11 protein-coding genes are annotated in these 22,228 nt (G+C 71.6%); 5 read left to right on the forward strand and 6 right to left on the reverse strand.

What is annotated here, in order from left to right:
- Nucleotides 1-97: 97 nt before the first annotated feature.
- The 3 genes from B085_RS0118700 to B085_RS0118710 all read right to left on the reverse strand — a co-directional run bounded on the left by B085_RS0118700 (nt 98) and on the right by B085_RS0118710 (nt 4,176).
- Complete coding sequence (locus tag B085_RS0118700) at nt 98-1,006, reverse strand: GNAT family N-acetyltransferase (protein WP_018560102.1); 909 nt, start codon at nt 1,004-1,006, stop codon at nt 98-100.
- A gap of 632 nt (nt 1,007-1,638) precedes the next feature.
- On the reverse strand, nt 1,639-2,523 hold the full coding sequence (locus tag B085_RS0118705; protein ID WP_158689763.1) for a hypothetical protein: 885 nt from the start codon (nt 2,521-2,523) through the stop codon (nt 1,639-1,641).
- Between the two features lie 147 nt (nt 2,524-2,670).
- Nucleotides 2,671-4,176 (reverse strand): FG-GAP-like repeat-containing protein, encoded by a 1,506-nt coding sequence (locus B085_RS0118710; RefSeq protein WP_018560104.1) that lies wholly within the window; start codon nt 4,174-4,176, stop codon nt 2,671-2,673.
- A gap of 284 nt (nt 4,177-4,460) precedes the next feature.
- Between B085_RS0118710 and B085_RS0118715 the strand changes: the two genes are divergently transcribed.
- The gene (locus tag B085_RS0118715; protein ID WP_018560105.1) at nt 4,461-6,497 is read left to right on the forward strand and encodes a S9 family peptidase; all 2,037 of its coding nucleotides are present in this window, start codon (nt 4,461-4,463) and stop codon (nt 6,495-6,497) included.
- A gap of 159 nt (nt 6,498-6,656) precedes the next feature.
- Here the strand turns inward: B085_RS0118715 and B085_RS0118720 are convergent, their stop codons facing one another.
- Nucleotides 6,657-7,808, reverse strand: a complete 1,152-nt coding sequence (locus B085_RS0118720) for an SMI1/KNR4 family protein (RefSeq protein ID WP_018560106.1) — start codon at nt 7,806-7,808, stop codon at nt 6,657-6,659.
- Nucleotides 7,809-8,209: 401 nt separating this feature from the next.
- Between B085_RS0118720 and B085_RS0118725 the strand changes: the two genes are divergently transcribed.
- Nucleotides 8,210-12,016, forward strand: a complete 3,807-nt coding sequence (locus tag B085_RS0118725; RefSeq protein WP_199789218.1) for a GH92 family glycosyl hydrolase — start codon at nt 8,210-8,212, stop codon at nt 12,014-12,016.
- Nucleotides 12,017-12,696: 680 nt separating this feature from the next.
- Nucleotides 12,697-16,509 carry a S8 family serine peptidase gene (locus B085_RS0118735; RefSeq protein ID WP_234018600.1) on the forward strand — a complete coding sequence of 1,271 codons (3,813 nt, stop codon included), beginning with the start codon at nt 12,697-12,699 and terminating at the stop codon, nt 16,507-16,509.
- 90 nt (nt 16,510-16,599) lie between these two features.
- Here the strand turns inward: B085_RS0118735 and B085_RS42885 are convergent, their stop codons facing one another.
- A complete protein-coding gene (locus B085_RS42885; protein WP_158689764.1) occupies nt 16,600-18,795 on the reverse strand; it encodes a TIGR03767 family metallophosphoesterase in 2,196 nt (731 codons plus the stop codon).
- A 342-nt stretch (nt 18,796-19,137) separates the two neighbouring features.
- Entirely contained in the window at nt 19,138-19,932 is a 795-nt protein-coding gene (locus B085_RS0118745; protein WP_037731958.1) for an SGNH/GDSL hydrolase family protein, read from the reverse strand.
- 218 nt (nt 19,933-20,150) lie between these two features.
- On the opposite strand from B085_RS0118745, the gene B085_RS0118750 reads away from it, so the two are divergent.
- Nucleotides 20,151-21,101, forward strand: coding sequence for a GlxA family transcriptional regulator (locus B085_RS0118750; RefSeq protein WP_018560112.1), 951 nt, complete (start codon nt 20,151-20,153; stop codon nt 21,099-21,101).
- 124 nt (nt 21,102-21,225) lie between these two features.
- Complete coding sequence (gene gap, locus B085_RS0118755) at nt 21,226-22,224, forward strand: type I glyceraldehyde-3-phosphate dehydrogenase (RefSeq protein WP_018560113.1); 999 nt, start codon at nt 21,226-21,228, stop codon at nt 22,222-22,224.
- Nucleotides 22,225-22,228: the final 4 nt, after the last annotated feature.

Genomic DNA, 22,228 nt, shown 5'->3' on the forward strand with positions numbered 1-22,228 from the left:
CGGTGCCGGACGCGCCGGGCCGCGGCGGCGCGCGGATGCCGGGTGCGGAACCCGGTCGTGTGCCCGGGTCCCGCACCCCGCCTGCCGGCGGGCGGGGTCAGGGCCAGACCAGGTCGACGCGCTCCTGGGCGATCGGGTAGCCGGCCCTGGCGAAGTGGGCCGCCATCGGGGTGTTGGCCTGGTCCGTCCCCGCCACGATGCGGTCCACACCCTCGCCGGCGAGCTTGTGCGTGGCCTCGACAAGCAGGTCGTAGGCGTATCCGTGGCCGCGATGCTCGGGCACGACGCCGATGTAGCCGATGAGGGGATCCCCGTAGTGGCGGCCGGGGACGCTCAGGCCGACGAGGTCCCCGGCACCGTCGTAGGCCAGGCGCCACCACTCGCGCGGGCTCGGCAACCAGCGCAGATAGTCCAATTGCTCCTGGGCGGCCGCCTCGATCCCGGATGTGGCGACCGTGCGGCGCACATGGGCGTCGAGACTGCCCTGGTGGATGCGGCGGAAGACGTCGAGGACCGCCGCGTCGTCCGGCTCGGGGCGGAACTCGAGCCGGCCCGGACGCGCGGGCACGCCGCACTCCGGCGTCCAGCGGTAGCGGAAGCGCTCGACGAGCGGGGACAGCCCCGCGGCGACGGCCGCGTCGATCCGGGCCCGGGCCTGCTCGCGGACCGCGGGGACGTCGCGCCAGCCGGGCGGGAGTTTGAGGGAGTACTCGGCGCGCAGCGGCGAGGTGCGGAGCAGTTCCACGGCCGCACCGGCGTCGGTGAAGTCGAACCAGTCCAGGGCGAGCGGCTTGTCGTCCTGCGGCCCGGCCCACCACGCGGCGCGAGCGACGACGACGCCGTCGCGCAGGGCCACCCAGCTCCACTCGGGGCGGTACTCACCGGCGGCGGCCATCCCGCCGTAGGTGTCGCCGAAGGCGGCGAAACCGACGAGGCCGGGATCGGGCAGGGATTCGAAGAGTGCTTCCTCGCCTGCGGCGAGGGGGCGGATGACCAGATCGGTCACGCGAGGTCCTTCCGGGTGGTGACGCGCTCCCGTTCAGATCCTCGGCGCCCTCGGAACGGGGTGGGAGCACATGAGAGTCGGCTGGCTCACGGTTCCCACCTCCTGTCGCGATCGAGGGCGCGAACGCAGCGTAACAGCTGATCGAATCGCCTGCGACGGCCCCCAACAGCCCCCGACGGCCCGCCGCCGAACGGCGGTTCGGCCGAAGGCGCGGCGCACTCGGCCGAGACGCGCGCGGTTCGCCTCCGGCGGCCTCACCCCGCCCGCTGACGAGGCCGCTCCCCGCCACGGCGCAGCCGTCGGCACCGCGGTCGGTGGTCCGGAGAGGCAAAGGCGGCCGTCCGGGATCGGACGGCCGCATTTCATAGCGCGCTCATCGGATGGACGGGGGCTCCAGTCATCGTGGCGGCAAAAACGACGGCCCCCGGAACCGGGGCATCAGTTGTGTCCCCGCACTGCCTTCCACTCTCCGGAAGATCACCGGCGAGGTGAATCACGCCTGAACTGGCCGCGCGTCCCCGGAGAAGTACCGGTCGTCCTCCGTGACCGACGGCGGACCGCTTTCCGTCCGGGCGGCGGCACTCCGACCTTCGCCGTCGAAACGGCGGAGATCGGGTGGCGCGCGCGGTCGGTCAGGTGCGCCTCGTGGGCGCGTCACGCCGGTGGAGGGCGAGGGTCCAGGTGTGCACGGTGTACGTGGTGGGCCGGCCCGGCCCGGGTTCGCCGATGACCGCGGTGAGACGCCCGCCGTCGAGGCGCAACTCGCTGATGAGGCCGGACGTGTTGTCGGCGGCGACCGGCAGCAGTTCGGCGAGGACGGTGCCGGCCAGGCCGCGGTCGACGGCCCGGAGCACCCCGGCGTCGAGCACCAGGATCGTGCCGTCCTCCAGCACCACCGGCCGCGGCGCCACCGAGTCCGTGAGCCGTGGGCCGCGCTCGATCACACCGCCCGGCAGCAGGCGCACCACGCGGCTTTCGGTGGGATGCCTCCGGTCGGCCTCGACGACACGGACGCCGGTGCCGACCACGTAGTGGCCGTAACTGCGCCACGAGTCCACAATGGCGCCGTCGCGGTCGTGCTGCCAGGTGTCGAAGAAGTCGTAGCCCTCCAGGCCGAGCAGGAAGCGACCGCCACGCAGCGCGGCGCCGCGCTCCCCGCGCAGTTCGGCGACCAGGGTGCCGTCCGCCAGGTCGAGCAGGAGGGCCGGGCCGAGGAACCCCCACGGCGTGTACTCGAGGGAGTCCGTGGTGACCAGCACCCTGCCCCCGGAGACGTGGGCGGCGTTGGGGCGTCCGTCGAAGGCATGGGTCCAGCGCGTCCGTCCCGAGACGTCGACGCAGCTGACCTCCCCGGTCGCCCCCTGGATGCGCAGGTCGTCGCGCCGCGCCAGCGGCCGTCCGTCGGGCCGCGACAGGTACGGCGGCCGCCCCACCGCACTGTGACGGTCCACCACGGTGACGCGCCACCGGCCGGGCTCCGCCCGCTCGGCGCGACCGTTCCCCTCGGGTATCGGCATGCGCGTGATGGTAGCCGCCATGCGGCGCCCGCGGGCCGACGGGACCGCCGCTCCCTCCGGCACCGCATGCCCGACGGGTCCGTGCGGGCGTGTGGCGCCGCACCCGGTTCTCCCGGGTGCGGCCCCACACGCGCCTGCCGTGTTCGCCTACTCGTCGATCGCCGCGCCGAACTGCGCGTCGCCCGTCGGCGCGCCGAGGGTCGCGCCGTTGTACGTCCACGTGCCCTTGGCGACCAGGCCGGAGGACGACGCGGGGACGACCCAGACGAAACCGTCGTTCGTGTTCTCGCCCGGGGCCGCCGCGAGAAGGCCGAAACGGCCGTCCTTGTCGGCGTCGATCAGCCGTATCTGGCCGCCCCAGCGGTCGGCGGCCTCCGCCGCGCCCGGGATGCCGGCGGTGTTCTGGTCGAAGCTGCGCGCTCCCGTCGCGGTGAGGCCGCCCCGTGCGCCGCGCAGGGTCCAGACCGCGCCGGCGTCGGCGACGGAGCCGATGTCCTCACCCGGGGCGCCGATGGCGAGGTCGGGGTGGCCGTCGCCGTTGGTGTCGCCGGAGGACAACTCGGCGCCCCAGCGGTCGCCGGCCTCGGCGACACCGGGAACGCCCGCCGAGTCCTGGGTCCACGTCTGCGCCGGGGTCGGGTTCAGGCCCGAGAGGTCGCCCCTGCCGAGGTAGACGGAGACTGATCCGCCGAGCGCGGAGCCCGTGCCCGTGTCGCCGATGGCCAGGTCGTCCTGTCCGTCCTGGTTGAAGTCGCTGGAGACGACCGCGGGCCCGCCCTCGAAGGTGCCGCCGTCCGCGAGGTCGTCGACGCCGGGAGCGCCGTGCAGCACCTGGGTGACGCCGACCCCGGGGTGGTCGCCCGTGGTCACCCCGGAGATCGCCAGGTCGGCCCAGGGGTCCTCGTTGTAGTTGCCGTGGCTGAGACTCCGCAGGGCGAGGCCGGTGTCCTGTGCCATGCGTTCGAGGGCGCGCACTCCCCGGTCCGCCTGCCGCAGCCGCGGTGCGGCGGCAGTTCCCGGCTCCGCGGTGAAGAACAGCAGGGAGTCGTTCTCCAGGACGGCGATGCTGTCGCGCGGGTTGGCGTCGGGGTCCGAGGGATCCGGGGCGAAGTAGCGTGCGGCTTCGAGGGCACGCCCGAAGTTCGCGCCGGCCCGCGGCTGGTCGGGGTCCTCCAGCCAGAAGCTGTCGCCGCCGTGCAGTCCGGTCGGGGAGCCCCAGAAGACGACCGCGCCGCCGGCGTCGGAGAGCGCGCCGAGGTCCTCGCCGGGGATGCCGACGATCGCGTCGTCGTAGCCGTCGTTGTCCAGGTCTCCGGTGGCGACGGCCCGTCCGAAGCCGTCGCCGGCCTCCGCGGCGCCCGCGACGCCCGAGGTGCTCTGGCTGAGGACCGACCGCTTGGTGGTGCTGAGCCCGGCCGGCCCGCTGTACTGCACGGTGACGTATCCGGCGCCCTTGGCCCCGGACACGGTGGCGCCGGGGGCGCCGATCAGCACGTCGTCGTGGCCGTTGCCGTCGAAGTCGCAGTTGCGCTGCTGCCACCCGATCGACGGGAAGGGCACCTCCGCCTGAGCGGCGGGTGCCGTGAGCAGGGCGCCGCCGCCGAGGGTGAGGAGTGCCGCGGCCATGAGGGCCGCGCTCTTGATGTGACGCACAGAAGAACCTCCTTGGTCTCCTGGGTTGCCCTCGCCGTCCTCCGCGGCCGCGTCGTCAAACCGCGGGCCGGATGCCTGCCGGCCGGCAACGCCCGGTGTTCCGTCACCCACAAGACACCTGGTGTTCGCGGAGGGTTGTAGCGGCCCTGGGGACCCCTTTCCGGGCCCGGGCCGTCGGCCCCTGGCGCGCGGGACCGCCGGGCGGGCGCTGCCTGCGTCTTTGACCACGATTTGCCGCCGGGGCCACTGGTGCGGGGCCACCCTCGGGATTCAGGATGATCCTCATGCCCGAATCCACTGCGTTCCACGACCTGGCGGCGTTCCTCGCGCTGCCCCGCGTCTCCTCACTCGCGCTGTCACCCGACGGAACCCGTCTGGTGACGGCGGTTCAGGAGCTCTCCGCCGACCGCACCCGGTTCATCGGCGCCCTGTGGGAGGTGGACCCGGCCGGGGAGCGCCCGGCCCGGCGGCTCACCCGCTCCGGGCGCGGCGAGTCCGCGCCCCGGTTCCTGCCCGACGGCACCCTGCTGTTCCTGTCCTCACGTCCGGCCGCCGACCCCGGCGAGGGCGAGGAGGACCGGCAGGAGGCGGCGCTGTGGAGCCTGCCGGCGGGCGGCGGCGAGGCGGCACAGCTGCTCGCCAGGGCCGGCGGCATCGACGAGTACGCGACGGCCGCCGACTCCTCCCGGATCGCCCTCGGGGCCTGCCTGCTGCCGGGCGCGACGGACGCCGAGGAGGACCAGCGGCTGCGCGAGGCCCGCCGGAAGGCCAAGGTCTCGGCGATCCTGCACGAGTCGGTGCCGGTGCGGTACTGGGACCACGACCTGGGCCCCGGCGTCCCGCACGTGTTCACCGTCGCGGACGCCGCCGCGCAGGACCCCGTCGCCACGGACTGCGGCGCGCGCCGCGCCGCCTTCGCCGAGGGCGTCGCGCTCTCCCCCGACGGCTCGCTGGTCGCGTACGCGACGGCGGTGGGCACCCTCCCCGACGAACTCCGCTCCGTGGTCGTCGTCGCGGACGCCGAGACGGGCAAGCCGCTGCGGATGCTGGAGTCCCCCGACGCGGAGTTCGGCGCCCCGGCGTTCACCCCGGACGGCCGGGACCTGGTGTGCGCCCGCCGGCAGCGGGTCACCTGGGACGCCCCCGGTGACGTCACGCTGTGGCTCGCGAGCGCCACGGACGACCGGGACGCCGGGCGCGACCTGCTGCCCGGTTTCGGCCAGTGGCCGGGCGCGCCGGTCGTCTCCCCGGTCCCCGGTGGGGACGGCGCCCCGGTGGTGTACTTCACCGCCGACGAGGGCGGCCACGGCCCGGTCTTCCGGCTCTCCACCGGCAGCGGTGAACTGCTCGCGCTCACCGCCTCCGGTACGTACTCGGACGTGGTGGTCGCCCCGGACGGCGGCGCCGTGTACGCGCTGCGCTCCGCGGTCGACAGCCCCCCGCTGCCCGTACGCCTGGACGCCGCGACCGCCGGGCAGCAGCCCGCTGCGCTCCCCTGCCCCGGGCAGGACACGGCCCTGCCGGGCAGCCTCACCGAGGTGCACGCCACCGCCGACGACGGGACGGCGCTGCGGGCCTGGCTGGTGCTGCCGGAGGGCGCCGGCGCCGACACCCCGGCCCCGCTGCTGCTGTGGGTGCACGGCGGCCCGCAGACCAGCTGGAACGCCTGGCACTGGCGCTGGAACCCGTGGGTGGCGGCGGCCGCGGGCTACGCGGTGCTGCTGCCGGACCCGGCGCTGTCCACCGGCTACGGGCAGCACATGCACGAGCGCGGCTGGGCGCACTGGGGCGGCGCGCCGTACGACGACGTCATGGCGCTCACCGACGCCGCGCTGCTGCGGGACGACCTGGACGGCGGGCGCACCGCGATGATGGGCGGCTCGTACGGCGGTTACATGGCCAACTGGATCGCCACGCGCACCGACCGCTTCAAGGCGATCGTCACCCACGCGAGCCTGTGGAACATGTACAGCTTCGCGCAGGTCACCGACTTCCCGGCCTACTGGATGCGGCGGCAGGGCGACCCGCTGGTCACCACCGAGCGGTACGAGCGCGAGTCGCCGCACCTGCGGGCCGCGCAGATCACCACGCCGATGCTGGTGATCCACGGCGACAAGGACTACCGGGTGCCGATCGGCGAGGGCCTGGCGCTCTGGAACGACCTGGCGCGGTTCGGGGTCCCGGCGAAGTTCCTGTACTTCCCGGACGAGGGCCACTGGATCGTCAAGCCCAACAACGTCCGCCTGTGGTACGCCACGGTGCTGGGCTTCCTGGCGCACCACGTCCTGGGCGAGGAGTGGCAGCGCCCGGACCTGGTCTGACGCCGCCCGATCCCACCCGCCCCGCCGGGGCCCGGTCCGGTCCGGGCCCCGGCGGCGGCGTCCCGCGCGTCCACGGTCATCCGGCGTGCCGGACGCCGGTCCGGTCCCTTTGGCGGGGCCGGCCGAATGGACCGCTCAGGTGGAACCGGAGCCCCGGGGTCAGCCCTGGTCTTGGGCGTATTGAGCCGCATGCCACGTGGAGTCGATGGCGGGATTGCGCAGGGTCCCCCAGAAGCGGTCATCGGGGATCGATGGCAGTGGCGTACCGCCCAGGTCCTCGTGCAGATCCGTACGCCAGTCGACGGTGAAGTGGCCGCGGATGCTCGCGCTCTCGCAGACGGACCTGTAGGGCGAGCCCCAGATCCCGTGCACCATCTTCTCCGCAGCCCACCTACGAGGAGCGTCCCGCCGGGTGTTCGCCTGCGCGACCACCATGCGAAGTCGCAGGCCCAGCGGGTTGGCCTGTTCCGGGCTTGGTGGGGCTTCGCCCCGGTCCAGCGCGTCCAGGACCGACCTGACCTCCGGGTACTTGTTCAGGCCCGTTTCCACAGCCACTCTGCGCAGTTGCTTCCGCGCTGCCACGGCCACCTGTTCACGAGGCAGGATCGCGAGCAGCGCACCGAGTTCCTCAAGCCCGTCGAGGTGGACGACATGCAGAACATCGGTGGGCCTGCAGGACAGGTCCAGCTCCGGCAGTTGCTCGTCCCGTCGGGGAAGGGGGTCGTCGGCGCTGCCCCAGTCCGGTCCGAGGGGCCCGGCCCGCTCCCAGAGCAGTCGGCCGTTGAACGTGACAGCACCCCCGTCCCGGCCGCTTTCAAGCTGGTCGGCAAGCTCTGCCAGATACGCGCCCAGCGAGCCGGCCCGTCCGAAGTCGGTGCCGGTCTCATCGAAGAAGCGTCCGATCGCACCGTAGGAGTCCTGCCCCCGGCGGCAGTCGATCGTGAGACCGTCGGCCGTCACCCCGTAGGAACCGAACTTCAGGTAGGTGTCGAGCCAGTAGTACTCGGCCTCCTCCTCGTCCAGGCCCTCGGCGATGGCGCGCATGAACCTGGTGTCCCCGACGATCTCGCTCACGGAGAGCAGCCGGTCATGCGTGCTGAACCGGAAAGCCTCCGCGCCGTCCAGAGCCCCGTTGTGCCGGAGCAGTGACGCGACCAGATCAGGAGGGAAGGTGACGCCGAGTTCCTCCTCCGCTGCTGCTATCTCCTCATGTTCCGCGGGCGGCCCAAGCGTGGCGAAGGTGCGAGGCGCGTTCGCGCGCAGCCACTCGTCGATGCGGTCCCACGACTCCCGGACCGGGTCTCTTCTCATGAGCTGAGCCTAGAGACGGACACTGACAGCTCGAGCGCCGCCTGCCCGCCACGGTAGCGGGGCGACCCGCCGGCCCCGCTCGGTGCCGTGCCCACCGGGTCTCCCGCTCGGCTCACCGACTCGAAGGCTCAAGCGCCGGGCGAAACGGTAGGTCACAACGAGCGCGCCGGATCGGACGGCGCCCTCTCGGGAGGCCGGCTCCCGGCCCTGGACGGTGTCCCGTCCGGGCCGCGCCGAGGTCCGTCGTCCGCCGAGGGGCCGGGACATGACCGGACAACCGAACCCAGCCGGTCCGAAAGTCACACCAACACCCTTGACACCACCGGTGCCTTGACCCCCTACTAGCCCTTGCAAAGCGAACTTGACAACGTTGTCTAGGCGCAGAAGGGGTGCTCGCTCATATGCAGCAGAGAGCTGCCCGGCACAGATGGAGTTCCTCGGCGGTCGTGTTGGCGACCGCCTTCGCTCTGGCCGCGGCCACGCAGCAAGCGGCGGTCGCCGTTCCCGAAACCAAGCCGCGCGTCGACACCTTCGCGTCGTCGTTCGAGTCGGATGATCCGGCGGTCGACTGGCGCAACACGGTGGACACCGCGGCGGACGGGTCCAAGCGGGCCTCGGGGGTGGACGGCGGCTACAGCACCGGCATTCCCGGCAACCTCAACGACCACGTCACCGACATCCGCGCCAACGGCGAGTACGCGGACTCGGGCGAGGTCAAGGAGAACCTCGTCGACGCCGAGCCGGGGACCAAGTGGCTGGTATTCCAGCCCACCGGCTGGGTGGAGTTCGACCTCGACGGCCCCGCGAAGGTGGTCAACTACGCGCTGACGTCCGCCAACGACGCCGCGGAACGCGACCCGCGGGACTGGACCCTGCAGGGTTCCACCGACGGCAAGGACTGGAAGACCCTGGACACCCGCTCCGGCGAGTCCTTCCCCGAGCGGTTCCAGACGAAGTCGTACGACCTCGCCGAGCCCGCCGAGTACCAGCGCTTCCGGATCGACATCACCAGGAACAACGGCGCCTCGGGCATCACGCAGCTCGCCGACCTGCAGCTGTCGACGGGCAGCAGCGGCGACCCCGTGCCGCAGGACATGCTCACGCTCGTCGACCGCGGCCCGAGCGGCTCCCCGACGGCGAAGTCGGGCGCCGGCTTCACCGGTACGCGGGCGCTGCGGTACGCGGGCCGGCACACCGGCGACGGCCCGGCGTACTCGTACAACAAGGTCTTCGACGTCGACGTGCCCGTCCGCCGGGACACCGCGCTGTCGTACCGGATCTACCCCTCGATGGCGGACGGCGACCGCGACTACGACGCCACCAACGTCTCCGTCGACCTGGTCTTCACCGACGGCACCTACCTCAGCCGCCTGGGCGCCACCGACCAGCACGGCTTCGCCCTCACCCCGCAGGGGCAGGGAGCGGCCAAGATCCTCTACGTGAACCAGTGGAACGACGTCTCCTCGCGGATCGGATCGGTCGCCGCCGGCAAGACCGTCGACCGCATCCTGGTGGCGTACGACTCGCCCAAGGGCCCGGCGAAGTTCCGCGGCTGGCTGGACGACGTGGCGCTGAAGCCGCTGCCGCCGCAGAAGCCGAAGGCGCACAAGTCGGACTACGCGCTGACGACCCGCGGCACCAACTCCAGCGGCAGCTTCTCGCGCGGCAACAACTTCCCGGCGACGGCCGTCCCGCACGGCTTCAACTTCTGGACGCCGGTGACCAACGCGGGCACCCTCAACTGGCTGTACGACTACGCCAAGGCGAACAACTCGGACAACCTGCCCACCATCCAGGCGTTCAGCGCCAGCCACGAGCCCAGCCCCTGGATGGGCGACCGGCAGACCTTCCAGGTGATGCCGTCCGCCGCCTCCGGCACCCCGGACACGGCGCGCGGCGCACGCGCGCTGCCCTTCCGGCACGAGAACGAGACCGCCCGCCCCTACTACTACGGGGTGAAGTTCGAGAACGGCCTCAAGACGGAGATGGCGCCGACCGACCACGCGGCGGTGCTGCGCTTCACCTACCCCGGTGCCGACGCGAGCGTGCTCTTCGACAACGTCACCGAGCAGGCGGGCCTGACGCTCGACAAGGAGACCGGCACCTTCACCGGCTACTCCGACGTGAAGTCCGGGCTGTCCACCGGCGCCACCCGCCTGTTCCTGTACGGCGAGTTCGACGCCCCCGTCACCGAGGGCACGTCGAGCGGCGTGAAGGGCTACCTGCGCTTCGACGCGGGCGAGGACCGCACGGTGTCGCTGCGTCTGGCCACCTCGCTGATCAGCATCGACCAGGCGAAGGACAACCTGCGCCAGGAGATACCGGACGGCACCTCCTTCGAGACGGTGAAGTCGCGCGCGCAGAAGCAGTGGGACAAGCTGCTGGGCCGCGTCGAGGTCGAGGGCGCGACGCCGGACCAGCTGACGACGCTCTACTCCAGCCTGTACCGGCTGTACCTGTACCCGAACTCGGGCTTCGAGAAGGTTGGTTCGAAGTTCCAGTACGCGTCGCCGTTCTCCGCGATGCCCGGCCCCGACACCCCGACCCACACCGGGGCGAAGATCGTGGACGGCAAGGTCTACGTCAACAACGGTTTCTGGGACACCTACCGGACCACGTGGCCCGCGTACTCGTTCCTGACGCCGAGCCAGGCCGGCGAGATGGTCGACGGCTTCGTGCAGCAGTACAAGGACGGCGGCTGGACCTCGCGCTGGTCGTCGCCCGGCTACGCGGACCTGATGACGGGCACGTCCTCGGACGTGGCCTTCGCCGACGCCTACGTCAAGGGCGTGGACTTCGACGCCGAAGCGGCGTACGACGCGGCCGTGAAGAACGCGACGGTCGTCCCGCCGCAGTCGGGCGTGGGCCGCAAGGGCATGGCCACCTCGCCCTTCCTCGGCTACACGAGCACCGACACCCACGAGGGCCTGTCGTGGGCGCTGGAGGGGTACCTCAACGACTACGGCATCGCCCAGATGGGCAAGACCCTCTACGCGAAGACCGGCAAGAAGCGCTACAAGGAGGAGTCCGAGTACTTCCTCAACCGCGCGCAGGACTACGTCAACCTCTTCGACTCGAAGGCCGGCTTCTTCCAGGGGCGTGACGCCCAGGGGAACTGGCGGGTCGACTCCGCGAAGTACGACCCGCGGGTGTGGGGTTACGACTACACCGAGACCAACGGCTGGGGCTACGCCTTCACCGCTCCGCAGGACAGCCGCGGTCTGGCCAACCTGTACGGCGGCCGGGACGGCCTGGCGAAGAAGCTCGACGAGTACTTCGCCACCCCGGAGACCGCCTCGCCGGAGTTCGTGGGCTCCTACGGGGGCGTCATCCACGAGATGACGGAGGCGCGCGACGTGCGGATGGGCATGTACGGGCACTCCAACCAGGTGGCCCACCACGTGACCTACATGTACGACGCGGCCGGGCGCCCCTGGGAGACGCAGAAGAACGTCCGCGAGGTGCTCTCCCGCCTCTACACCGGCAGCGACATCGGGCAGGGCTACCACGGCGACGAGGACAACGGCGAGCAGTCGGCCTGGTTCCTCTTCTCCTCGCTCGGCTTCTACCCGCTGGTGATGGGCAGCGGCGAGTACGCCGTCGGCTCCCCGTTGTTCACCAAGGCGACCGTCCACCTGGAGAACGGCAAGGACCTGGTCGTCAAGGCGCCGAAGAACAGCACGCGCAACGTGTACGTGCAGGGGCTCAAGGTCAACGGCCGCTCCTGGAAGTCCACCTCGCTGCCGCACTCGCTGCTCGCCAAGGGCGGCGTGCTGGAGTTCGACATGGGCCCGAAGCCCTCGTCCTGGGGCACCGGCAAGAACGCGGCGCCGGTGTCGATCACCCAGGACGACAAGGCTCCCGCGCCCCGCGCGGACGTCGTCAAGGGCGACGGCGCGCTGTTCGACAACACCTCGGCGACGGACGCCGCGGTCACGACCGTGGACCTTCCGGTGGAGGGACGCACCAAGGCCGTCCAGTACACGCTGACCTCGTCGGCGGACCGCGCCAAGGCGCCCACCGGCTGGACGCTGCAGGGCTCCTCGGACGGCACGCACTGGACGACCCTCGACAAGCGCTCCGGTGAGTCCTTCACCTGGGACCGCCAGACCCGGGCCTTCTCGGTCGCCGCACCGGGCGGTTACACCCGGTACCGCCTGGTCCTGGACGCCGAGTCGACCCTGGCGGAGGTGGAGTTGCTGGGCTGATCCCCCCAGGGCGAAGGGGCGGGCGCGGAGTGAACTCCGCTCCCGCCCTCGTCGTTCACCGCGGGGCCGGCGTCAGGTCCGCGGCAGGGGCCGCGACCCCCCTCCCCCGGCCCGCGAACGACTCCGAGGCCACGACAGCGGTACCGGACACGGCCGGGGCGGCAACGGCGGAGTCGAGCACATCACACATGACGGTCGATCACCGCAATTCGGCGTCTCCCCTGAATTCACATCAGACATCGCACACCTTTGCGCCATCCGGCACAACGATCGAGAATCCGGAATTACTCAGCACATGGACCGTCACCAACAGGTTTCGCAAGTGTTAAGAAATCCCGCCGCCATGCACGATTGAGCCGCCCGCGTGCGTCCGCCGATCGCCCTCCATTCGGGGGCGACAGTGAGTCAGGTGGCCGTTCATCGGCGCTGGGCTCGCAACTCTGCCTGTAGGAAGCCGCATTAGGATGCGGAACAAGGCCTGTGCATGCCTCTCCGGCTCTGGACGGCAACGCCCACGCCCGGGGAAACCCGGTGAATAGCGGTCGACAGCCGCACCGAAGCTAGCGGCAATTGAGCGCGAATTCAAGCACTTTACATCCGCGCTCCATCGGTGATCAAATTCGGGGCAATCAGCAAACCCAGGAGGGTACGTGCGGCTTCCTATATCCCGAAGATTTGCGGTGCCGCTTGCAGCGGCTGTGGTCGCGGGCCTGACAGCCGCTCCGGCGGCGTCCAGTGCCTCGGCCTCACAGCCCCTGCCCGGCGCCGCGGCCGGACAGGGCGACTCGCAGCGCAAGCCGGTCTCGGTCACGCTGATCACCGGCGACGAGGTGAAGGCCTTTCAGGGGCCGCGCGGCGCGGTGTCGGTGGAAGACGTGCAGCGCGCGGCAGGAGCCCGAGGGTCGGTCCGTGTCGCTGTCGAGAACGGCGACACCTACGTGTATCCCGATCAGGCCATGGCCTACATCGCGACCGGTCGGCTCGACAGGCAGCTCTTCAACATCACGCAGCTGGTGGCACAGGGCTACGACGACGCCCACATCGGCGCACTCCCCCTGATCATCACCCAGTCCGGCGGCGCGGCCGCCCGCAAGAGCGGTGCCGGCGAGGACGCGCCGCCGTCCGGTGCGGCTCTGCCGGGGGCGACGGCCACGCTGGAACTTCCCTCCATCAAGGGAGCGGCCGTCAGGGCCCAGCGGTCGAAGGCCGCCACCTTCTGGAACGCGCTCACCGACCCGGCCGGGCAGGACTCCGCCGGGTCGGCGGCACGGACCGCCAAGAGCCCGGACGATGCAGACGCCCCCACGTTCGCCGCCGGCGTCGACGAGGTGTGGCTCGACGCCAAGGCGAAGGCGACCATGGCGGAGACCAACGCGCAGATCGGCACCCCCCAGGTGTGGAAGGCCGGTGGCACGGGAGCCGGCGTCCGGGTCGCCGTTCTGGACAGCGGAGTGGACCCCACCCACCCGGACCTGCTCAAGCGCGTCGTGGCGTCCCGCAGTTTCGTAGAGGGCCAGGAGGTGGTCGACCGCAACGGCCACGGCACCCACACCTCCTCCACCGTCGCCGGGACCGGCGCCGCTTCCGGAGGGAAGGAACGGGGAGTCGCCCCGGGCGCCGACCTGATCGTGGGCAAGGTCCTGGGCGACGACAACACGGGTTACAACTCGGGGATCATCGCCGGCATGGAATGGGCTGCTCGGACCGAGCACGCCAAGGTGATCAACATGAGCCTGGGCACGGCGGCGTGGCACACCCAGGACGATCCGGTGAGCCAGGCGGTCAACAAGCTGAGTGCCGAGACGGGCGCGCTGTTCGTCATCGCCGCGGGCAACGCGGGTAACAGTCCCTACAGCGTGAGTGCGCCGGGCACCGCGGACGCCGCGCTCACCGTCGGCTCGGTGGACTCCTCCGACGTCCTCGCCTGGAACTCCGGCGCCGGACCCCGGCTGAAGGACGACGGCCTCAAGCCGGACCTGACCGCGCCGGGCGTCGACGTCCTCGCCGCACGCTCGCAGTACATGACGGAGGGTGAGGGCTACTACATCACCGCGAGTGGCACCTCGATGGCGGCGCCCCACGTGACCGGGGCGGCGGTGCTGCTGGCCCAGAAGCACCCGGAGTGGACGGGGCGGCAGATCAAGGACGCGCTGATGAGCACCAGCGCGCCGACCCCCGCCTACACCCCCTACCAGGCCGGCGCCGGCCGCCTGGACGTCGCCGCCGCCTACCTGCGGGACCAGGTCCTGGCGACCGGGTCCGTGGACATGGGACTCGTGCGCTGGAGCAAGGACCAGAAGCGGACTCCGGTCAAGCGGAAGATCACCTACACCAACACCACGGAACACGCGATCACGTTGCGACTCGCGGTGGACCGCGGTGCGTCGCCCGCGGGGGTGTTCACACTGGGCGCCGACCGTGTCACGGTCCCGGCCCGGGGCACTGCGGCGGTCGAGGTCGTCGCGGACCCGAAGGGTCTCGCGGCGGGTCTATATTCCGGCCAGGTCACCGCGCGTTCCGCGGCCGGCGTCGTGCACACGGCCGTCGGGATGTCCGTCGAGGCCCAGAAGTACGACCTGACGGTCCGCCTGAAGGACAAGGCCGGCAAGCCCGTGAGCGGTGAGGTCGAGATCACCGGCGCCGACGGGGCGACCTCCGTCATGTGGGCCCCGGACGGCAGGCTCACCACCCGCTGGGCCCCCGGTTCCTACACCGTCGTCTCCACCCTCGACGTCGAAGGACGCAACGGCCCGCACTCGCTGGGCTACGCCGTACTGACCGCGCCCGAGGTCGACCTCAGGTCCGACCGTGAGGTGGAACTTGACGCGTCGGGCATCCGCCAGGTGAAGGTGGACACGCCCAAGCCCACGGCCGTCACCACCAGCAGGATCGACCTGTACCGCTCCTTCACCTCGTCGCAGCCCACGCCCATGGACAGTCAGGCGCTGCACGAGATCATCATGCTCTCGCCCGAGTACGACAGCCTGTGGGCGCTTCCGTCCAAGGGCAAGGTGAAGAAGGGCAGCTTCGTCTTCACCACCAGGATCCGCGCCAAGCAGACACCGCTGAAGATCACCTACGGCGGGCGCAGCCTCGACGACACCGTACTCGTGCAGCCGGGTTCCGCTCCCTTCCAGGACGGCACTTCGCGCGTCGAGGCCGTGTTCGCAGGCACCGGCAGGCCCGCCGACTACGCCGGCCTGTCGGCCCGCGGCAAGGCCGTGGTCGTCCGCGCCGACGCGTGGGTGGCCCCGGCGGACCGGGCGGCGGCCGCCCGCGCCGCGGGCGCGGCGATGCTCCTGGTGGTCAACGACGGCGACGGCCGGCTGAGCGACTGGTACGGCAACCAGGACGGCACGGCCGGGCGCATTCCGGTCGCCTCGCTCACCGTCGACGAAGGCGCGGACCTGATCAGGAGGATCACGGCCCCGGGGAGGACCACGCTGGCGATCGAGGCCCATCCTTCTCCGCGGTACCTGTACGACCTGGCCGACTACCACCACGGCGGCATACCGGACGACCCCTCCGCGGCGACGGACCCCGGCAGTCTCGCGCGGATCGACAACGTCTTCACCTCGCCCACCGGGGGGCAGATCAAGGAGAGCCGGGAGGACAGCCCGTCGTACGAGCACTGGCCGGCCGCCTACCCCTACGCCAATCAGCCCGGGATGACGCGCGTACCGCCGTTCCCGCGGGAACCGGTTGCACCAGGCCCCCGCACCGACTGGGTGTCCGCGGGCGACGGCGTGAAATGGCAGCAGTACGCCGGCGTCGCCGACGGCTTGTCTGCCTTCACCGACATCGTCGGCTACCGGCCGGGCAGCGTGCAGAGCGAGCACTGGTTCGGCCCCCTCATCCGGCCGCGCCTGCTCAGCTTCCAGCTTCCCCACCGAGTCGGCGACGTCATCGCGGGAACGATCACCGCCTTCGGTGACGGAGGATCCGCCCACAGTGGTGACACCGGTCTGATGTCACGCGACTTCGCCCTCTACCAGGGAGACAGGAAGCTGCTGCAGGGCGGCCCGGTCCCTGACTTCGGAGTGGGCGACCTGGCCCCCGGGAAGGTTCCTTACCGGCTCGTGGTCGACGGGCGGGGGAACACCGACGTCACCCCCTACTCCACCACCACGCACACCGAGTGGACCTTCCAGTCCGGCACAGCCGACAACCAGGCCCTCCCCCTGGTCCAACTCGACTACGGAACGGAGGTGGACCTCGCCGGCCGGGCGAAGCGCACGTCGGTGTTCTCCGTCAAGCCCGTGGTCCCCGGCAGTGACGCGGCCGAGGACGCGGTCTCCTCGGTCGAGCTCGAGGTGTCCTACGACGACGGGGCCTCCTGGCAGCCGCAGGCCCTGAAGGCGGCCGACGGCACCTGGCAGGCGCAGCTCCACGCGCCGGCCCGGGCGGGTCACGTGTCCGTCCGAGTGACCGCCAAGCAGCACAATGGCGGCGGTGTCACCCAGACCGTCATCCGGGCGTTCGGCCTGAAGTAGCCTCCGGCGAGCGGCCGGTGCCCGCACCCGTGAGGGTGCGGGCACCGGCCGCCGCGCGTACACCGGCTCCGCCGGCGGCGCCCGCGGCCGTCAGGGCGCCAGCAGGTTCAGCCAGGAACCGGTCCGGACGGTGCCGTCCGCGGGCAGGCCTCGGGCGGACTGGAACGAGCGCACCGCGGCGTCCGTCGCCGTGCCGAAGACTCCGTCCACGGTCAGTCCCGCTCCGCGGGTGTTCAGCAGGTACTGCACGGCGGAGACCGCGGGACCCGAGTCGCCCTGCCCCAGCCCCGCGAAGACCAGCGGCTGCCAGGTCGCGGGACCCACGACGCCGTTCGAGGGCAGACCGCGCGCGGTCTGGAAGGAGCGGACCCCGGCGGCGGTCGTGATGCCGAAGACACCGTCCACGGCGAGCCCTGTCCCGCGGGCGTTCAGCAGGTACTGCAGCGCCCTGACGCGGGTGCCGCTCTGGCCCTGCTGCAGCAGGGGCCAGTCGGGTGCGGGCGTGCCGGCGCCGGTGGGCAGCGCGAAGGGCAGCGGGAGCAGCAGTTGGGTGTTGCGGGCGGCGGGCGCACCTCGCCGCAGGTCGATGCCGCGGCCGACGGACTGGATGTCGTTGGCGGCGAGTTCGCGTGCCAGGGAGGCGAGAGCGGCGGGGGTGCCGGTGTCCCCGCCGAACGACAGCGGCGCGTCGGCGTCGACCATGGTGGTGAAGATCGACAGGTAGCCGCCGCCCTCGGCGATCTCGACGATCCGGGACTGCACGGGCCAGTCGATGTGCGAGGCCGTGTTCACCTCCCAGAAGCCGCGGCTGAGCGCGGAGGTCCAGGCGGGCTTGTGCGCGGTGATGTTGTTGGTGTGCGTGTGGCCGTCCACCATCAGTACGACGTTCGGGAAGCGCAGCAGCTTGTCGCGCAGGTCGGCGCCGCTGTAGGGCGAGTCGTCGTCGGTGTTGTCCATCGAGTCGAGCGTGTGGTGGCAGCAGACGACGATCAGTTTGTCCTTGACCCCGGGCTGGGTGACGACGGTACCGGGACCCGTGCCGTTGGCGCGGTCCGTCTCGTAGCGGGAGCTGTTCGCCCTGAGCTGTGCGTCCAGCCACTCCCACTGCGCCTCGTCGAGGGCGCCGTTCGCGCCGCCGCTCGCGTTGGTGGTGTCGAGCACGAGCACCTGGACGAGGTCGGAGGGCCCGGAGGGTATGGCGTAGTAGGCCCGGTCGCTGCCGGAGGTGAAGCCGTGCCCCGCCGGGGCACCGGTGGTGCGGAAGTGCTCGGCGACGAACTCGCGCCGCTCCAGCAGGCGTCGCGCGGGGTCGGCGGTGACCTTCTCGGTGTCGAGGGTGAAGTCGCCGGTGATGATGTCCGTCAGCAGCTCGATGTAGTAGGCGGGCCCGTTGTCGAAGACGTCGGGGACGCCCTCGATCTGGGTGATCTTCGTGGAGCCGGTGGCGATGCTCTTGAGGGGGTCGAACGGCAGGACGTCCGGTGCGACGTTGCCCTGGACGAGTCCGTCGTGGTTGCCGTAGGCGGCGTACCAGGGCATGCGCAGCCCGCCGGCGGCGAACGGCCTGCGGGCGGCGGTGAGCAGGCCGGCCACGAGGGGGAAGCCGGCCAGCTCGTTGTTGTCGGCGGGGCTCTGCCGGGCCTGCGGGTGCCAGTAGTGGACGTCGGTGCCGAAGCGTCCGCTGCTCACGCTCTCGTCGAGGGCGGGGTTGCCGGAGTCGGGGGTGACGGTGTTGCCGTCCAGCAGGTCGATGTACCAGCGGGTCTCGTTGTACTGGCAGTTGTCGACGGCGTCACCGGTGACGACGGTGAACGCCAGCGGCGCGCCGGTCCGCGGCCCGCGGCCGATCTGCCGGACGGCGCGGCACATCGCGTCGGTCGTCTGGGTCGACAGGAACTCGTGCGCCCGGTAGGCGGACTCGGTGGGGTAGGAGTTGTAGTGCGGTGGGCCGTGGTCGGCGAGCCGGTCGAGGCACTCGACGCGCAGCGGTGACTGGTCGTCGACGATGTGCAGGTCGGACATCTGGGCGAAGGCGATCAGCGACCGGGTCACCGTGGGCGCGGTGACGTTGGCCAGGTCCTTGCGGACGAGGTGGGGTTCGCCGGGCCCCGCGACGATCCCGCGGTAGCCGGATCCGAGGTCCGGGCCGCGCAGCAGCGTGCGGTCCAGGGTCGACAGGCCCGGTACGGAACCGTCGGCGGCGGTGGTCCGTGGGGCGGCGGCCGCGAGGCCGGCGAGGCCGCCCGGGGCGACGGCGGCGGTCACCACGCTCACGGCGGTCGCCATCAGCATTCTTCGGCGCGTCAGAGACATTCCGAATCCTGTTCGGTCGTCAGCCGCCGTGCGCGGGCAGCACGGCATGGCGAGGGGGGGACGAGGGAGGCGCGCGAACCACCCGGCCGTGGAGCGCGGGACCGGGCCCGCCAAGCCTGGCAAAGGGAGGGTCCGGTACGCAAGGAGTGGTACAGCCACTCATCCACTTTGTCTCTCCTCCACCTTCCGGTGGTGGCGGGCGACGGCGGCGTACGGCAACGACGCGACCCCGTACCGGCCTTGGGGCGTGGCCGTACGGGGTCGCCGGAGGGGGCCGGGCGGGGCCGGCCCCACGGGGTGCGGGAGGGCGGGCGGTCAGCTGTTGGCGTTCAGGACGGGGTAGTAACCGCTCGCGTGGCCCTTGGCGGTGGGGTGGTAGGACTCCCAGCTCGGCGAGACCACCAGGGAGTGCAACCAGTCGTCGCCGGAGCACAGTTCATGGCCGTTGAAGGTCCCCCGGACGTCCCCGAAGACGAAGCCGTGGGCGGCGGCCCGGGCGGCGATGACACCGTCGAGGACGTCCGCGGCCTCGTCGATCTTGCGGTGCTTGGTGTCGGACAGGCCGACGCACAGGACGTTCAGGGTGTACACGCGGGGGTAGCCGAGGACGACGACCTTGGCGTTGGGGGCCTTGGCGCGGATGGCGTTGTAGGTGGCGTCCAGCCGGGCGGGCAGGGTGTTGCGGGCGTAGTTCTCCGCCTGGTTGACCCGGTTGACGCAGTCGGTGTCGGAGCCGATCACACAGGTCGTCATGACGTCGGAGAAGCCCGCGTCGTTGCCCCCGACGGTCAGGGAGACCAGACCGGTGGCGGAGTTCAGCGGGCCGAGCTGGTTGTTGGTCACGTCCGTGGTCACCGCACCCGAGCAGGAGGTGTCGGCGAACGACGAGGGGGCGTGGGCGTTCTTCCAGAGGTACGGGTACGCGCTGAGACTCCGATGGCAACTGCCGCTCGCGCTGTCGTAGTTGCCCGCACCGTTGCCGGCGGCGTACGAGTCCCCCAGCGCGACGTAGGCGGGTCCGGCGGCGTGTGCCGGGGTGGTCCACAACAGGCCGAGGGCCAGGGTGACGATCAGGGTGGTCAGGGCCGACAACGACGTGGTGCGTCTCACGGAACCTCCCTGGGCGGAGAGTTGACTACCACTTGGTAGCCCCGAAACCGGCCTGATGGAAGTGTCCATGACAATGAAATGTTAAAATTTCTTCGCGCGTAGATCCCGCGTTCGCCTCACCGCCGCCTCCGGGCCGGGCGGGCGCCGGGCGGCCGATGGCAGGATGCTTGCGGTGGTGGCCGGCCACGCCACCGGACGGGAGAACCGGAGGAGGCCCGTTGAACCGCGGGAAGAACCATCGCGTCGTCGTGCTCGTGCTGGAGGGCGCCAAGCCGCTGGACGTCGGTATCCCGGCGCAGGTGTTCTCCAGCCGGCCGAGCATGCCCTACGAGGTGCGGGTGTGCGGCGCCGCACCCGGGCTGGTGACGGGGGGCGACGGGCTGTCGTACCACGTGGCGGAGGGCCTGGAGGCCTTCGAGGACGCCGACACCGTCTTCATCCCCGGCTACCGGGAGCCCGCGGGCACCGCACCTTCGGCGGCCGTCGTCGGCGCGCTGATGGCGGCCCACGAACGCGGGACCCGCCTCGCGGCCATCTCCACGGGGGCGTTCGCGCTGGCGGCGACCGGCCTGCTCGACGGCAAAAGGGCCACGACCCACTGGCACTACACCAAGGCCCTCGCCGAGCGGCATCCCCTGGTACGGGTGGACGAGAACGTGCTGTTCGTGGACGAGGGCGACGTGCTCACCTCGGCCGGAGCGGCGTCCGGCATCGACCTGTGCCTGCACCTGGTGCGACGCGACCACGGCGTCGGCCTGTCCAACCACGTGGCACGGCGACTGGTGGCGGCGCCCTACCGCAGCGGGGGCCAGGCGCAGTACGTCCCCCGGAGCGTGCCCGAGCCGCTCGGCGACCTGTTCGCGGGCACCCGCGAGTGGGCGCTGGCGCACCTCGCCGAACCGCTCACGCTCGACACCCTCGCCCGCAACGCCCGGGTGTCGGCGCGCACCTTCTCCCGGCGGTTCGTGGAGGACACCGGCTACACGCCGATGCAGTGGGTGCTCCGCGCCCGCGTCGACCTCGCCCGCGAACTGCTGGAACGCACCGACCTGGGCGTGGAGCAGATCGCCGACCGCGTCGGCCTCGGCACCGGCGCGAACCTGCGCCTGCACTTCCACCGCATCCTCGGCACCTCCCCCACCGAGTACCGGAACACCTTCTCCGCCTAGTGGCGGGATCCTTGCGGACGATGGCGAAACCTCTGGCGAGATCCTTGCGCACACTGTCGTTCGGGCCACTGCCGCAGCGGCGCCCCGCCGCGGAGCATGGAGACGGCAACGAAAGGAACCCCCCATGACCCGCATCGCCGTCAACGGATTCGGCCGCATCGGACGCAACACCCTCCGCGCCCTCGTCGAGCGCGACAGCGACCTGGAAGTGGTCGCCGTCAACGACCTCACCGCGCCCGAGTCCCTGGCGCACCTGCTCAAGTTCGACAGTTCCCTCGGCCGGCTGGGCCGCACCGTAGAGGTGGACGGCTCCGACCTGGTCGTCGACGGCCGCCGGATCAAGGTGCTCGCCGAGCGCGAGCCGGCCAAGCTGCCGTGGGCCGAACTGGGCGTCGACGTCGTGCTGGAGTCCACCGGCCGCTTCACCTCCGCGGAGGCCGCCCGCGCGCACCTGGACGCCGGTGCCAGGCGGGTCCTGGTGAGCGCCCCCTCCGACGGTGCGGACGTCACCCTCGCGTACGGCGTCAACACCGACGAGTACGACCCGGCCCGGCACGTCATCGTGTCGAACGCCTCGTGCACCACGAACGCCCTGGCCCCCCTCGCGTCCGTGCTGGACGACCTGGCCGGCATCGAGCACGGCTTCATGACCACGGTGCACGCCTACACCCAGGAGCAGAACCTCCAGGACGGCCCGCACCGCGACATGCGCCGCGCCCGTGCCGCCGGCGTGAACATCGTCCCCACCACCACCGGGGCCGCCAAGGCCATCGGCAAGGTGCTGCCGAACCTCGACGGCAAGCTCTCGGGCGACTCGATCCGCGTGCCCGTACCGGTGGGCTCGATCGTGGAGCTCAACACCACGGTCTCCCGCGACGTGACCCTCGAGCAGGTGCTGGACGCCTACCGCGCCGCCGCAGAGGGCAAGCTGAAGGGCGTCCTCGACTACGCCACCGAGCCGCTGGTCTCCAGCGACATCACCGGCCACCCGGCCTCGTCGATCTTCGACGCCGCCCTCACCCGCGTCGAGGGCCGCCACATCAAGGTCGTGGCCTGGTACGACAACGAGTGGGGCTTCTCCAACCGCGTCGTCGACACCCTCGAACTCCTCGCCCGCGCCTGAGCGT

It is taken from the genome of Streptomyces sp. BoleA5, from assembly GCF_000373665.1.
GTDB lineage: Bacteria > Actinomycetota > Actinomycetes > Streptomycetales > Streptomycetaceae > Actinacidiphila.